Here is a 13,679-nt window from a genome sequence, read left to right as displayed (position 1 = left end):
ACGTAAACACCTGGGGGTGGGCCGGCAGTCCCCGGCGCGCGTCTTCTCCGGGCAAAACGCTGGATCGCACGCGCGGAAGCGAGCCCTGTGGGCTCCGCCCCTCCGACTCCGGGTCCGGCCCGTCCGTCGGCCCGGCTCGGCGGGGCGGGCGGACGGACGGGCGGGCCCCCGTCGGCCCCTCGGGAACGCCGAAGGGGCCGCCCGCACCACGGATGGCGGGTGGCCCCTTCAGAGGGTGACCGGAGGTCAGGAAGCCTTGGCCTCGGTCTTCTTCGGTTCCTGCTTGGCCGCCGCCGGCGCGGGCGCCGGCTTCGCCGCCTCGTAGAACTCGTCGCGCGGCGACTCGATCGCACCCAGGGACACGACCTCACGCTTGAGGAACATGCCGAGGGTCCAGTCGGCGAAGACGCGGATCTTGCGGTTCCAGGTCGGCATCGCCATGCCGTGGTAGCCACGGTGCATGTACCAGGCGAGCCGGCCCTTGAGCTTGATCTTCATCTTGCCCATGACGATCATCGCCACGCCCTTGTGCAGGCCGAGGCCCGCCACCGCGCCCTTGTTGGCGTGGCTGTACTCCTTCTGCGGGAAGCCCCGCATGCCGGAGACCACGTTGTCGCCGAGGACCTTGGCCTGGCGCAGCGCGTGCTGGGCGTTCGGCGGGCACCAGGCGTTCTCGTTGCCGGCCTTGCGGCCCACGAGGTCCGGGACCTGGGCGTTGTCGCCCGCGGCCCAGATGTAGTCGGTGCCCTTGACCTGGAGCGTCGGCTCGGTGTCGACGTGACCGCGCGGACCCAGCGGCAGCCCGAAGCGGGACAGCGCCGGGTTCGGCTTGACGCCCGCGGTCCACACGATCGTGTTGGAGTCGACCTCGAGGCCGTTCTTCAGCACGACGTGGCCGTCGACGCAGGAGTCCATCGACGTGGACAGGTAGACCTCGACGCCGCGGCCCTCGAGGTGCTCCTTGCCGTACTTGCCGAGCTTGGGACCCACCTCGGGGAGGATCTTGTCGGCGGCGTCGACGAGGACGAAGCGCATGTCCTCACGGGACACGTTCTTGTAGTACTTGGCGGCGTCGCGGGCCATGTCCTCGACCTCGCCGATGGTCTCCGCGCCGGCGAAGCCGCCGCCCACGAAGACGAAGGTGAGCGCCTTGCGCCGGATCTCCTCGTCCGTGGTGGAGTCGGCCTTGTCGAGCTGCTCGAGGACGTGGTTGCGCAGGCCGATGGCCTCCTCGATGCCCTTCATGCCGATGCCCTGCTCGGCGAGGCCGGGGATCGGGAAGGTGCGGGAGACCGCGCCGAGCGCGATCACCAGGTAGTCGAAGGGCAGCTCGTACGCCTCGCCCACCAGGGGGGCGATCGTGGCGACCTTGCGGTCCTGGTCGATGGTCGTGACCCGGCCGGTGAGGACCTCCGCCTTGGGAAGCACGCGTCGCAACGGGACGACGACGTGCCGCGGGGAGATGCTGCCGGCGGCGGCTTCGGGGAGGAAGGGCTGGTAGGTCATGTACGACCGCGGGTCGACGACGGTGACGGTCGCCTCGCCGTAACGCATCTTCTTCTGGATGCGCCGAGCTGCGTACAGGCCTACGTACCCACCGCCTACTACGAGGATCCTGGGACGCTCCGTGGTGCTCATGCCATCGAGTATCCACCCGCCTCAGGGGGGTACCTCGTGCGCCCCTTCACAAGCTTCGACAGGGCCTGTGTTACCATCCCGCACTCCTTGATCCAGATCACAGCGCGAAACGGGAACCGGTGTCCCGCGCGGGACGTTGTCAATGCCGCGTGAGCTGCCTCTCTGCCACTCGGGCGGCACCGTGAGGCCGGCCGCCGAGCCCGTACGATGGTCCCCGACGGGACACCCGCGATCACCTTCTGAACGTGTTCAAAGGGGTGTTGAGGGCCCGAATGGGTCAACCGGGATCACTTCTTCGTTCTCCCGGGGCCAATTCCTTGTGAAGAACTTCACGAACTTTCCCGGCGGAGCCTCGCCGGGGGACCCGAAAGGCCCCCCGGGCGCCGCTCAAACGCCATCCCGACTGCTCAGCGGAGTGCTACTGATCAGTAGTAGAGGAGGCCTGGGCCACGGACCAGGCGATGCCGTCGAGGATGTCGTGCTCCGACACCACGACCTCCTCCGCGCCGATCCGCTCCATGATCGCCAGAAGGACCAGGGCCCCGGCGCCGATCACGTCGACCCGGCCCGGGTGCATGGAGGGCACCGCCGCGCGCTCGGCGTGGGTGGAGCGCAGCAGCCACTCGGTGATCTCGCGGACGCGGTCGCGGGAGACTCGTGAGTGGTGGATGGCCTCGGAGTCGTACTCGGGGAGGTCCTGGGCGATCGCCGACACGGTCGTGACCGAGCCGGCCAGGCCGACCAGGGTGTGCGCCCCGCGCAGCGGGACCGTCTCCTCGGCGCGGTCGAGGGCGGCCTCGATGTCGGCCCGTATGGCCGTGATCTGCTCCTCGGCCGGCGGGTCCGTCACGGCCCCGTCCCGCACCAGGTGCCGCTCGGTCATCCGTACGCAGCCGACGTCCACGGAGCGGGCGGCGCGCACGTGGTCGTCGCCCACGACGAACTCGGTCGAGCCGCCGCCGATGTCCACGACCAGGAAGGGGCGGTGCAGATCGGTCCGGCCCGTCAGCTCCTTGGTGGCCCCGGTGAAGGAGAACTCGGCCTCCTGGTCACCGGTGATGACCTCGGGCTCCACCCCCAGGATGTCCACCACCCCGCGCACGAACTCGTCGCGGTTCTCGGCGTCGCGGGAGGCGGAGGTGGCGACGAAGCGCAGGTGCTCCGCGCCGTGCTCCTTGATGACCTCCGCGTACTCGCGGCAGGCGGCGAACGTCCGCTCCAGCGCCTCGGGCGCCAGCCGGCCCGTACGGTCGACGCCCTGGCCGAGCCGCACGATCGTCATCCGCCGGTCCAGTTCGGTGAGTTCACCGGTCTGCGGATCCGCGTCGGCCACCAGCAGCCGGATGGAGTTCGTGCCGCAGTCGATGGCGGCGACCCGGGTCACCGGCCGTCCTCCTTCACGGGAAGCGTCACGCAGGTGCCCTTGCGCCACCACTCCGGCAGCATCGCCAGCGCCTCGTCGCCCAGCGGGTTGACGCCGGGGCCCGCGGCCAGCGAGTGGGCGACCAGCACGTGCAGACACTTCACCCGGTCCGGCATGCCGCCCGCGCTGGGGAAGTTCTTGAGCTCCTCGATCTCGTCGCGGCGCCGGACGTAGTCCTCGTGCGCCGCGCGGTACGCGGCCGCCAGCACCGGGTCGGTTGCCAGCCGCTCCGTCATCTCCTTCATCACGCCGTTCGCCTCCAGCGTCCCGATCGCGGAGTTCGCCTTCGGGCAGGTGAGGTAGTAGAGCGTCGGGAAGGGGGTGCCGTCGGGCAGCCTCGGGGCGGTCTCCACGACGTCCGGCTGTCCGCAGGGGCAGCGGTGCGCGATGGCGCGCAGCCCGCGCGGGGGCCGCCCGAGCTGCTGCTTGAAGGCCTCGACGTCCGCGTCGGTGGGCTCGGTGCGGGGGGTCGTGGGCGGAGGCGTTTCCATACCTGTCTTTCCGGGGCTTTCCATGTAAGAGGTCACTGGTCGGCGGCGTCGGCCTTGTCGACGCCGTCCCAGACGTTCGCGTACCAGGGGCGGTCGGCGGCTTCGGGATCCGTGCGGGACTGCTTCGCCGTACCCGGGTCGATGACGATGTAGCCGGTCTCGCCGGGCAGGACGTAATGCAGCCGCCTGCGGATCTCCTGCTCGGCGTACGCGTCGTCCTGCCAGCGGGCCTTCATGTCACGCAGCCGTTCGACCCGCCGGCGGGCCTCGTCCTGCTCCTGCTGGAGGTCGGCGATGTCCGCGCGCTGGGAGACGTACTGCCGCATGGGGTAGGCGAGGGCGACGATCAGGGAGCAGACCACCAGGGCGAGCAGCGCGGCCCGGCCGGTCAGCCGGGAGCGGCGGGCCTGGCGCTTGGTCTGCGAGCGGTAGACCCGGGCCGCGGTCTGCTCACCGATCAGCCGGATCCTGGTCGCGGTGGAGAAACGGTCCCGGTCCTTGACCGCCATGTTCCCGCCTCTCGTTCACCGTCATACGCGCGTACGTCCCCGCACACGGTACGGGACCGGGTACGGGGACGTACGTACGACGCTGCCTACGGGTGTCAGCCCTTGCCGTGCTTACTGGTCCGCAGAGCGCTGTGCCTACTGGTCCGCAGAGCGGAACCGCGGGAACGCGCTGCGGCCGGCGTACACCGCGGCGTCGTCGAGGATCTCCTCGATGCGCAGGAGCTGGTTGTACTTGGCGACGCGCTCGGAGCGGGCCGGGGCGCCGGTCTTGATCTGGCCGCAGTTGGTGGCGACGGCCAGGTCGGCGATGGTGACGTCCTCGGTCTCGCCGGAGCGGTGGGACATCATGCACTTGAAGCCGTTGCGCTGGGCCAGCTCGACGGCGTCCAGGGTCTCGGTCAGCGAGCCGATCTGGTTGACCTTGACCAGCAGGGCGTTGGCGGCGCCCTCCTCGATGCCGCGGGCGAGGCGCTCGGGGTTGGTGACGAACAGGTCGTCGCCGACGAGCTGGACCTTGTCACCGAGCTTGGCGGTGATGGTCTTCCAGCCCTCCCAGTCGTCCTCGAACAGCGGGTCCTCGATGGAGACCAGCGGGTACGCCTCGACGAGCTCGGCGTAGTACTCGGTCATCTCGGCGGCGGAGCGCTCCTTGCCCTCGAAGGTGTAGGAGCCGTCCTTGTAGAACTCGGACGCGGCGACGTCGAGCGCGAGGGCGATCTGCTCGCCGGGGGTGTAGCCGGCCTCCTTGATCGCCTCGAGGATGAGGTCGAGGGCCTCGCGGTTGGAGCCGAGGTTCGGGGCGAAGCCGCCCTCGTCGCCGAGGCCGGTGGCCAGGCCCTTGCTCTTCAGGACCTTCTTCAGGGTGTGGTAGACCTCGGTGCCCCAGCGCAGGGCCTCGGAGAAGGACTCCGCGCCGATCGGGGCGATCATGAACTCCTGGATGTCCACGTTGGAGTCGGCGTGCGAGCCGCCGTTCAGGATGTTCATCATCGGCACCGGCAGCAGGTGCGCGTTGGGGCCGCCCAGGTAGCGGAAGAGCGGGAGGTCGGAGGCCTCGGAGGCGGCGTGGGCGACGGCGAGCGAGACGCCGAGGATGGCGTTGGCGCCGAGGGAGCCCTTGTTGTCGGTGGCGTCCAGGTCGAACATCGCCTGGTCGATCAGGCGCTGCTCGGTGGCGTCGTAGCCGACGAGCTCCGGGCCGATCTGCTCGATGACGGCCAGGACGGCCTTCTCGACACCCTTGCCCAGGTAACGGTTGGCATCGCCGTCACGGAGTTCGATGGCCTCGAAGGCGCCGGTGGAGGCGCCGGACGGGACGGCGGCACGACCCGTGCTGCCGTCGTCGAGGCCGACCTCGACCTCGACCGTGGGGTTGCCTCGGGAGTCCAGGATTTCCCGGGCTACGACGACGTCGATGGACGGCACGAGCATCTCCTTCTTGGATGTGACGCGGGTGGGCAGGACCCCGGAGGGTCTTGCGAGACCGAGCCTAACCGGCTCCGGGCGATCGGCCATCCGGCCGCCCGTCCCGTGGACAGAACCGAGAGTAAATTGTTTCCGAACGGAACAAAGCCGTTTCCGGAAACCCGGCCGTAAAAAACCCCGCCCCGGCGCGTACGGGGGAAGACGCACCGGGGCGGGGAGCAGGGGGCAGCCGCTTACTTGAGGTGCAGCTGCTGGCCCGGGTAGATGAGGTCGGCGTCGTCGACGATGTCGTCGTTCAGCTCGAACAGCTCGGCCCAGCCGCCCTCGACGTCGCGCTCGGCGGCGATGGAGCTGAGGGTGTCGCCCTTGACGACCTTGTACTCGCCGTCGCCCTTCTCGACCTTCTTGCCGGTCGGGGTGGTGACGGTCTTCTCCTCGGCCTTCCGCTCGACCCGCTTCTCGGTCTTCTGCTCGGCGGCCGGGCGCTCGGTGGAGCGGGAGGCCTTCTGCTCGGTCTCACGGGTCCCGGTGGAACCGGTGCTCTGCGAGGAGCCGGAGTCGTTCGAGGAGGAACCGGCGTAGGCGGCGTTGGACAGGCCCGTGCCGCAGACCGGCCAGGCGCCCTTGCCCTGGCCCGCGAGGACCTTCTCGGCGATCTCGATCTGCTGCGCCTTGCTGGCCCGGTCGGCGGTGGAGGCGTACTGCGTGCCGCCGTACGCGGCCCAGGTGGAGGCGGAGAACTGCAGGCCGCCGTAGTAACCGTTGCCGGTGTTGATGGACCAGTTGCCGCCGGACTCGCACTGGGCGACGGTGTCCCACTCGGAGGCGGTGGCGGCGGAGGCGCTGCCGGCCGCCATCAGCGGGACGGCGACGGCGGCGGAGGTGACACCGGCGACGGCGATCGCGCGGGTGGCCTTGGACGGACGACGGTGCTTGCCCTTGCCGGAAAACAGCATGGTGGATCCCCTCACCGACGCCTGCGAGGTGAGCTGTCGGGTTCGGGCCGGTTGAGTTGCCCGGCCACGTCCCTCACGGGACGCGGCTTCACCCCAAGCCCTGTCCGGTGTCAACCACCGGAAGGGGCGCTTACCTTGGGTCCCCCGCTCCTGCCTACGGCGCATGACGCGACGACTGTTCCCGTGCTGCCACTGGCAGGATTCGGCGTGGCGGCAGCCGGGGCCCGCGGTGGCGAGCGGTCACGACCGTAGACACGCGATCCGCGGAATTTCAAAGACGATCAGGGCCTCTGAGACCTATCTCTCACAGTCTTTAAAACGGACATTCGCCGCGAATCATGACGCCAACTGCCGCCGCGTCCGGGCCCTTTCGGGCGTCACTTCTCGTCCGGTTCGACCCCGACCTCGAGCTCCTGACCCGGCAGGATGAGGTCCGGGTCGGCGCCGACGACCTGCTCGTTCTCGGCGTAGAGCGAACGCCATCCGCCGCCCAGTTCAAGGGAGTCGGCGATGGACGAGAGGCTGTCGCCGGTGCGCACGGTGTACGAGCCGTCGGCGGCGTCGCGCGAGGCGTCGGTGCCGCGCGAGGCATGCCGGCCGGACGATTCCGACGTACGGTCCTCCGTCCCGCCCTCCTCGGCGGTGACACCGCGGTGGCGGCCGGTACCGGTGCCTTCGGTGTCGGTGACTTCGGAAGAACCGGTGGTCTGCCCGGACTTGTCCGACTCGTCACTCTTGGGGGTGGCCGAGGCGGAGGAGGAGGTGCCGGATCCGTCGCCGGAGCCGGTGTCCGAATCCGTGTCCGAGTCGCTCGACTTGCCGGACTTGGCCGATTCACCGGCCGCACCCTCGCCGCCCTCCGACCCTTCCGCGCCGGACGACGGGTCGGACGTGGCCGACGAGGAGGACGAAGCGGATGAATCGCCGGAGTCCGACGATCCGGACGAGTCCGAAGAGTCGGACGACTTGGAGGAGCCGGACGCGTCCGAGGTCGAGCCCTCCGCCACGCCCGTGTCGATGTCGGCCGACGTCGAGTCCTGGTTCAGGCCCGCCGTCAGTCCGCAGGTGCGCCACGCGCCGACCCCCTGGTCGGCGAGGATCCTCTCGGCCACGGCTATCTGCTGGCCGCGGCTGGCCTGGTCGGGGCTGGTCGCGTAGTCCAGTCCGCCGTAGTTCTCCCAGTCGTCCTGGGTCAACTGCAGGCCGCCGTAGTAGCCGTTGCCGGTGTTCTGGCTCCACGAGCCACCGGACTCGCACTCGGCGACCCGGTCCCAGGTCGCGCCGTCGGCCGCGCTGGCGCTGCCGGCCCCGAGGAGCGGGATCGCGATGGCGGAGCCGGTCACCCCGGCCGCGACGAGGAGAGCCGGAGCCTGGCGGGGGCGGCGGTGCCGACCGTTCCCGGAGAGCATGCGGAGACCTTTCGCAAGACAGCAATGACCGGCGCGGCGAACGGAAAACGAACCGATGCACCGCACTTGATGGGTGAACGTATCCGCAGACGATCACTTGTCACAAGTTCATGCCGCGCAGATCACGTGAAGATCACAGAGTTGAGCGCGTGTCATGTTTGCGCTGGTCCACTCGGGGGCACAGCGGACGGCGGCCCGGGCCGTCACTTCCGCGGAGGGGTGAACTCCACCGGAAGCGTACGCAGGCCGCGCATGATGAGCCCGCCCCGCCAGCGGAGTTCGGCCGGTTCCGCCGCGAGCCGCAGGTCCGGCAGACGCGTCAGCAGGGTGGCGAGCGCGGTCTGGCCCTCCAGGCGGGCCAGCGGGGCGCCCAGGCAGTAGTGGATGCCGTGGCCGTACCCCAGATGCTGGTTGTCGCGCCGGCCGAGGTCGAGCACGTCCGGGTCGGCGAACCGCTCCGGGTCCCGGTCCGCGGCGGCGAGCACGACGAGGACGGGGTCGCCGGCCGCGATGCGCTGCCCGCCGATGGTGACCGGCTCGGTGGCGAACCGCCAGGTGGCGAGCTCCACGGGACCGTCGTACCGCAGGAGCTCCTCGACACCGGTCTCCAGCAGCCCGCGCTCCCCGGCGGCGAGGGCCCCCTGCAGGCGCTCACGCTGGCCGGGGTGGGTGAGCAGGGCGTAGGTGCCGTTGCCGATGAGGTTGACGGTGGTCTCGAAACCGGCGAACAGCAGGATGAACGCCATGGCGGCGGCCTCGTTCTCGGTGAGGTGCTCACCGTGGTCGGAGGCGCGGATGAGGCCGGAGATGAGGTCCTCGCCGGGAGCGGGTTCGGCGGGGAGCGCCTCGCGCTTGCGGTGGATCAGCTCGGCGAGGTAGCCGCGCATCTTCTTCACGGACCGGGCGACCCCGCCGCGCGGTCCTCCGCCGTGACGGATCATCATGCCCGCCCAGTCCCGGAAGTCGTCCTGGTCCTCGCGCGGGACACCGAGCAGGTCGCAGATGGCGTAGATGGGGAGGGGGAAGGCGAACTCGTGGATGAGGTCGGCGGAGCCGCTGTCCGCGAACCGGTCGATGAGCCCGTCGGTGAGCTCCTGCACCCGGGGCGCGAACTCGGCGACCCGGCGCGGGGTGAACGCCTTGCTGACCAGCCGGCGCAGCCGGGTGTGGTCCGGCGGGTCGATGTTCAGCAGGTGCGTCATCAGCTCCGCCTGGCGCTCCCCGGGGATACCGGTCTTGCCCTTGGCGTGCGAGGGCTCGTCGTGGTGCGCGGGGTTCTTGGACAGCCGGTTGTCGGCGAGGGTCTGCTTGGCATCGGCGTACCGCGTGACCAGCCAGGCCTCCACCCCGCTGGGCAACCGGGTCCTGCGCACGGGCTCGTGCTCACGCAGCCAGGCGTAGGCGGGGTAGGGATCGGCGGCGAACTCCCAGCTGAAGAGTTCGGGAGTGATGGGCTGGTCATGCATGCGGCGACCCTAACGGGCGGCGCGGGAAGGGCGGCGCGGCGGAGCTCGGGTGGCTGGGGTCGTCCGGTGGGCGCGGGTGCGTCGGGGTTGTTCACGCGGTTCCCCGCGCCCCTTTGGGGGGGCGCGGGGCTGTGTCGACATACGGCTCCGCCGCGTGGGCGCGAAGGGGTCCGGGGACAGCGCCCCCGGGGACGCTGGGAGCCCTCCCGCTCGAGCGAAGCCGGGAGTGAGGGAGGGAAGGGGCGGCGGGGGCGAAGAACTCCTGCCCGCACCCCACGCTCAACCCTCGCCCCGACCACCCTCCGCAACCCGTATCGCGTCGCGATACACCCTCGCGGCCGCCCGCAGCGCCGCCTCCGGATCCACCCCCTCCGCCTCCGCCCGAACCGCCAGAGTGAGCAGTTCATAGCCGATGCCCTCGCCCGCGGGAAGGGGGACGGGGAGACCGGCGGTGCGGACGCGGGACGCCAGCTTCGCGGTGAGGGCGAGGGCGGGCTGGCCGAGGGGGACGCCGTCGGTCACGGACTCGCGCCGCTTCTCGATCGCCTTCGTGCGCAGCCAGTGTTCCTTGACGTCCTCGGGGGTCTCGGCCGTCTCGTCACCGAAGACGTGCGGGTGACGGTGGATGAGCTTGGCGACGATCCCGCCGGCCACGTCGTCGACCGAGAAGGGGGCGTCCGGGTCCTCCTCCGCTATCCGCGCGTGGAAGACGACCTGGAGCAGCACATCCCCCAGCTCCTCGCGCAACTCGTCCCGGTCGCCCTCCTCGATGGCCTCGACGAGCTCGTACGCCTCCTCGATGCCGTACTTCGCCAGGCCCTTGTGGGTCTGCCGCGACGACCACGGGCACTCCGCGCGGATGCGGTCCATGACCTGCACGAGGTCGAGCAGCCGGGCGCCCGGCAGGTCGTAGGAGGCGGGCAGCAGCTCCAGCTCGGGCATCCGCACCCTGCCGGTCCCGGCCAGCCGCGCCAGCCCGTCGGTCAGCGTCGGCTCACCCTCCCCCGTCGCCACGACCACCACCGTCCGCCCGCCCGCACAGGCGTCGACGATCTCCTCGGCGGTCGGTGCCGCCTCCTCGACCGGTGTCCCCGCCTCCCGCAGATACGGCAGCTGCGGGTGGGCGCCGTCCGCGCACAGCACCCTGTCGGCCGCGTGCAGGGCCTGCCAGGCCGGCCAGGACAGCAGGCCGGGCGCGACACGGTGGCTGGTGGTGAGCAGGACGACTCGGCCGGGGGCGGACCCGGAGTCCGGTGCGGGGCTGATTGCGTTCACACTGCGAAACTAGCCCACCCCGCCGACAGCCCCCGAGTTGTCCACAGGCCGGTTGTCCACAGGCGGCGGGTCAGAGCGTCTGCGGCATCCCGGTCGCCGTGACGTCCCGCACCCACGGCGCCCTGGCGTCGACCCGGCTGCTCTTCTCGACGTCCCAGTCGCCGTAGCGCGGGTTGAGGTCGATGTCGAGCTTCTTGCCCGCCTCGGACAGCGCCTGCCAGAACTCGGGCCGGCCGGTGTCGGTGCCGAGCTGCTGGGCGAGCTTCTGGGCCTGGATCTGGAGGCGGAGGTTGGCGTCGAGGCGCTGCGGCGGGATGCCGTACTGCTGCAGCCAGGCCGCCTCCAGCGCCTCGGCGCCGCCGGCCTGCTGCTCCAGACCGGACCGCATCCGCTGGACCTCGCGGTCCGTGACCGTCACGCCGGCGTCCTGTGCGGCGCGCTCCAGCACCCGGTCCAGGACCATGCCGTGCAGGGTGTCGCGGGTGAGGCTGCCGGTGCGGGCGATGGCCTGCTGGTACTGGGCGTCGTCCGGTACGGCCGCCCGCTGGGCCGCGCGGACCTCGTCGACCCGGTTCTCCAGCTGCGACACGGTGATCCGCTCGCCGCCGACGACGGCTGCCGCACCGGGGTGCGCGTCGTTCCCGCAGGCGGTGAGCAGGGGCGCCGCTGCGGCGATCGCGGCGGTGAGGAGGAGCGCGGTGCGACGGCGGCGGTGCAAGGAGACCTCCTGAGGAGAGCTTGTGCGGCGGTGCACAAAGTCTTGCGGTGATCGATGGTAGGCATCGGCCAAGCTCTGGCCAACCCATTCGACCAACGATTCACAAGGACTTCCGGCACCGGCGTCCGCCCCGTACGGCGCAGCGGCCCGCTGTCCCGCTATCCGCGCACCTGTCCCAGCCACTGCAGGGTCCGCCGGATGTCGGCGGCCAGCGGGTGCCCCGGTCCCTGCACGCGTTCCACGTCGTGCAGCAGCCGCACCAGCGTGTCGTGCGCGGCGGCCCGGTCGCCCAGGGCTAGCAGCAGATGGCCGATGCGGCGGCGCACGTCGTGGGCGAGCTGCGGGTCGCCGGCGGCCACGTACTGGTTCTCGTAGTACGCCAGCAGCGCCCGGTACTCGGCGAGGGCCGCCGCGGGTTCGCCGAGCTGCTCCAGGCACTGGGCGGCCTCGTAGCGGTAGCGCAGGGACTGCGGGTCGGCCTGGCCGGCCTCGGCGGCGCGTTCGTCGGCGAGGCGGCGCAGTTCGGGCAGGGCGCGCCGGTACTGGCCGTCGTCCAGGAGCGTGGCCGCGTACTGCTTGCGCAGGGTGCGCACGACCGGCGAGTGCTCGCCGTGCTGCTCGGCGGCGATGGGCAGGATCGAGCCGAGGATGTCGACGGCCTGGGTGATGCGGCCCTCGCCGAGCAGCCGTTTCACCTCGTCCACGGCGGCGGCGACGTCGGCCTTCTCCGCCGCGGGCGTGGGCGGAGCGGCGGGGGCCGGCTGGGGCGCGGGGGTGCGGGCGCGGTCCGGCCAGGGGGCGTGCGGGCGCAGGAAGGGGCGGGTGGGGTCCAGGGGCGCGCCGGTGGGCGTTCCCCGCGCGGGGAGGAGCTGCGCCAGGTGTTCGTAGACCTCCTGCGCGGAGTCCGGGCGGTGCTGCGGGTCCTTGGCGAGCAGCCGCAGCACCAGGGTCTCCAGGGCCTCGGGGACCTCCGGGCGGATCCGGCGCACGGGCACCGGCGGCTCGTACAGGTGCCGGTGCAGCACCCCGAGCGCCGTGGAGCCCGCGAACGGCACGTCGCCGCTGAGCAGCTCGTGCATCAGCACCCCGAGCGCGTACAGGTCCGTGTACGGGCCGACCGCGCCGCCCATCGCCTGCTCGGGCGCCATGTAGGCGGGCGAGCCGATGGGCGAACCGGTGTGCGTCAGGCGCGTGGTGTCGCTGTCCATGACGGAGGCGACGCCGAGGTCGAGCACGGTGACGGTGCCGTCCTGCTTCACCATCACGTTGCGCGGCTTGAGGTCGCGGTGGACGATCGGCACGGCGTGCACGGCGCTCAGCACGGCGCACAGCTGCGCGGCCACCGCGACCGTCCACTGCCACGGGTACGGGTCGTGTTCGGCGAGGTGGTCGCCGAGGTCGGCGCCGTCGACGTACTGCATGACGAGGAACAGCTCCTCGCCCTCGCTGCCCGCGTCGTGCACGGTGACCAGGCCGGGGTGGTCGACCTGTGCGGTCACCCGGCACTCGCGCACGAAGCGGCGGCGCAGTTCGTCGGCCTCCTGGCCGGCCACCTTGTCCGGGCGCAGCAGCTTCACCGCCACGCGCCGGTCCAGCCGTTTGTCGTAGGCCGTCCAGACCTGTCCCATGCCGCCCTGTCCGATGAGCGTGGACAGTTCGTAGCGGCCGGCGACGACACGTCCCGTCGTCACGCTCACCTTCCGCCCTCGTGGTTGCCGTGCTGCCCGGGATTGCCGTCCTGGCGGCGCAGGTAGTCGCTGAGTTCGTCCAGCTCGGCGCGGACCTGGTCGATCCGGGCCGGCGGTGCGGGGTGCCGCGGCGGCTGCGACGACTGCGGCGGTACGGGGGTGGGGGGTACCGGGGTGTGCGGTATCGGGGTGTGGGGGGCCTGGGGCTGCGGCATCGGCGTGGGCGCGTACGGCGAGCCCTGCTGCGGGTAGCCGTAGGGGGTGTGGACGCCTGCCGGGCCGTGCGTCGTCGTGGCGTGGGGCGACGGCGGCATCTGGCCCGCGTACGGGTGCGGCCGCCGGTGCAGGCGGATGTCCACGGTCAGGTAGTACGCGGCCGAGCTCGCGCCGAGGATCAGGACGGCGGCCAGGGCCACGTCGGTCCGGTAGTCCGTCTCCGGCAGCGAGCCGACCACCGCCAGGCAGGCTATCGACAGCGGGATGCTCACCCAGGCCGCCGCCCAGTCGAGCGGCCGTCCCCGCAGGAACGCGACCCGGAACAGCGGCACGCAGGCCAGCAGTCCGCAGCACAGGACGCCGGCGGCGGCGTACAGCACGCGCTGCGTGATGACCATTGCCGCGCTGGGAGGGGGCGGCGCCGCGCCGTGGCCGTACATGACTGCTCCTGGACAGGTGTAGCCG

General features: G+C 71.5%; 12 protein-coding genes and 1 riboswitch. All 12 genes read right to left on the bottom strand.

Going from position 1 to position 13,679, the window contains the following annotated elements; genetic code table 11:
• Nucleotides 1-246: 246 nt before the first annotated feature.
• Entirely contained in the window at nt 247-1,638 is a 1,392-nt protein-coding gene (locus ACFV5H_RS17935) for an NAD(P)/FAD-dependent oxidoreductase (RefSeq protein WP_383454461.1), read from the bottom strand.
• A 418-nt stretch (nt 1,639-2,056) separates the two neighbouring features.
• Nucleotides 2,057-3,022 (bottom strand): exopolyphosphatase, encoded by a 966-nt coding sequence (locus tag ACFV5H_RS17930; protein ID WP_385195707.1) that lies wholly within the window; start codon nt 3,020-3,022, stop codon nt 2,057-2,059.
• Nucleotides 3,019-3,552: a DUF501 domain-containing protein gene (locus ACFV5H_RS17925; protein ID WP_385050275.1), complete on the bottom strand. Its 534-nt coding sequence runs from the start codon at nt 3,550-3,552 to the stop codon at nt 3,019-3,021. The genes ACFV5H_RS17930 and ACFV5H_RS17925 overlap by 4 nt, the downstream gene beginning before the upstream one ends.
• 32 nt (nt 3,553-3,584) lie before the next feature.
• Nucleotides 3,585-4,061 carry a septum formation initiator family protein gene (locus ACFV5H_RS17920; protein ID WP_385050273.1) on the bottom strand — a complete coding sequence of 159 codons (477 nt, stop codon included), beginning with the start codon at nt 4,059-4,061 and terminating at the stop codon, nt 3,585-3,587.
• Between the two features lie 135 nt (nt 4,062-4,196).
• Entirely contained in the window at nt 4,197-5,486 is a 1,290-nt protein-coding gene (gene eno / locus ACFV5H_RS17915; RefSeq protein WP_385050271.1) for a phosphopyruvate hydratase, read from the bottom strand.
• A 233-nt stretch (nt 5,487-5,719) separates the two neighbouring features.
• The gene (locus tag ACFV5H_RS17910; RefSeq protein WP_385195705.1) at nt 5,720-6,442 is read right to left on the bottom strand and encodes a transglycosylase family protein; all 723 of its coding nucleotides are present in this window, start codon (nt 6,440-6,442) and stop codon (nt 5,720-5,722) included.
• A gap of 3 nt (nt 6,443-6,445) precedes the next feature.
• A riboswitch (cyclic di-AMP (ydaO/yuaA leader) is annotated at nt 6,446-6,614 on the bottom strand.
• Between the two features lie 205 nt (nt 6,615-6,819).
• Nucleotides 6,820-7,851 carry a transglycosylase family protein gene (locus tag ACFV5H_RS17905; RefSeq protein WP_385050267.1) on the bottom strand — a complete coding sequence of 344 codons (1,032 nt, stop codon included), beginning with the start codon at nt 7,849-7,851 and terminating at the stop codon, nt 6,820-6,822.
• A gap of 203 nt (nt 7,852-8,054) precedes the next feature.
• The gene (locus ACFV5H_RS17900) at nt 8,055-9,317 is read right to left on the bottom strand and encodes a cytochrome P450 (RefSeq protein WP_385050266.1); all 1,263 of its coding nucleotides are present in this window, start codon (nt 9,315-9,317) and stop codon (nt 8,055-8,057) included.
• A 279-nt stretch (nt 9,318-9,596) separates the two neighbouring features.
• A complete protein-coding gene (locus ACFV5H_RS17895) occupies nt 9,597-10,592 on the bottom strand; it encodes a nucleoside triphosphate pyrophosphohydrolase (RefSeq protein ID WP_385050264.1) in 996 nt (331 codons plus the stop codon).
• A gap of 70 nt (nt 10,593-10,662) precedes the next feature.
• A complete protein-coding gene (locus ACFV5H_RS17890; protein ID WP_385050262.1) occupies nt 10,663-11,310 on the bottom strand; it encodes a SurA N-terminal domain-containing protein in 648 nt (215 codons plus the stop codon).
• A 158-nt stretch (nt 11,311-11,468) separates the two neighbouring features.
• Entirely contained in the window at nt 11,469-12,965 is a 1,497-nt protein-coding gene (locus tag ACFV5H_RS17885; RefSeq protein ID WP_385195734.1) for a protein kinase, read from the bottom strand.
• Between the two features lie 38 nt (nt 12,966-13,003).
• Entirely contained in the window at nt 13,004-13,654 is a 651-nt protein-coding gene (locus ACFV5H_RS17880) for a hypothetical protein (RefSeq protein WP_385050260.1), read from the bottom strand.
• Nucleotides 13,655-13,679 lie beyond the last annotated feature (25 nt).

The sequence above is a fragment of the Streptomyces sp. NPDC059787 genome (assembly GCF_042732315.1).
GTDB classification, from domain to species: Bacteria; Actinomycetota; Actinomycetes; order Streptomycetales; family Streptomycetaceae; genus Streptomyces; species Streptomyces atrovirens.
This window is presented reverse-complemented; position numbering and strand designations above follow the sequence as displayed.

What these genes read in the sequence shown, in the direction of transcription:
- ACFV5H_RS17905 (WP_385050267.1), bottom strand. Translation starts at nt 7,851, where the DNA reads ATGCTCTCCGGGAACGGTCGGCACCGCCGCCCCCGCCAGGCTCCGGCT.
- ACFV5H_RS17920 (WP_385050273.1), bottom strand. Translation starts at nt 4,061, where the DNA reads ATGGCGGTCAAGGACCGGGACCGTTTCTCCACCGCGACCAGGATCCGG.
- ACFV5H_RS17880 (WP_385050260.1), bottom strand. Translation starts at nt 13,654, where the DNA reads ATGTACGGCCACGGCGCGGCGCCGCCCCCTCCCAGCGCGGCAATGGTC.
- ACFV5H_RS17910 (WP_385195705.1), bottom strand. Translation starts at nt 6,442, where the DNA reads ATGCTGTTTTCCGGCAAGGGCAAGCACCGTCGTCCGTCCAAGGCCACC.
- ACFV5H_RS17925 (WP_385050275.1), bottom strand. Translation starts at nt 3,552, where the DNA reads ATGGAAACGCCTCCGCCCACGACCCCCCGCACCGAGCCCACCGACGCG.
- ACFV5H_RS17900 (WP_385050266.1), bottom strand. Translation starts at nt 9,317, where the DNA reads ATGCATGACCAGCCCATCACTCCCGAACTCTTCAGCTGGGAGTTCGCC.
- ACFV5H_RS17935 (WP_383454461.1), bottom strand. Translation starts at nt 1,638, where the DNA reads ATGAGCACCACGGAGCGTCCCAGGATCCTCGTAGTAGGCGGTGGGTAC.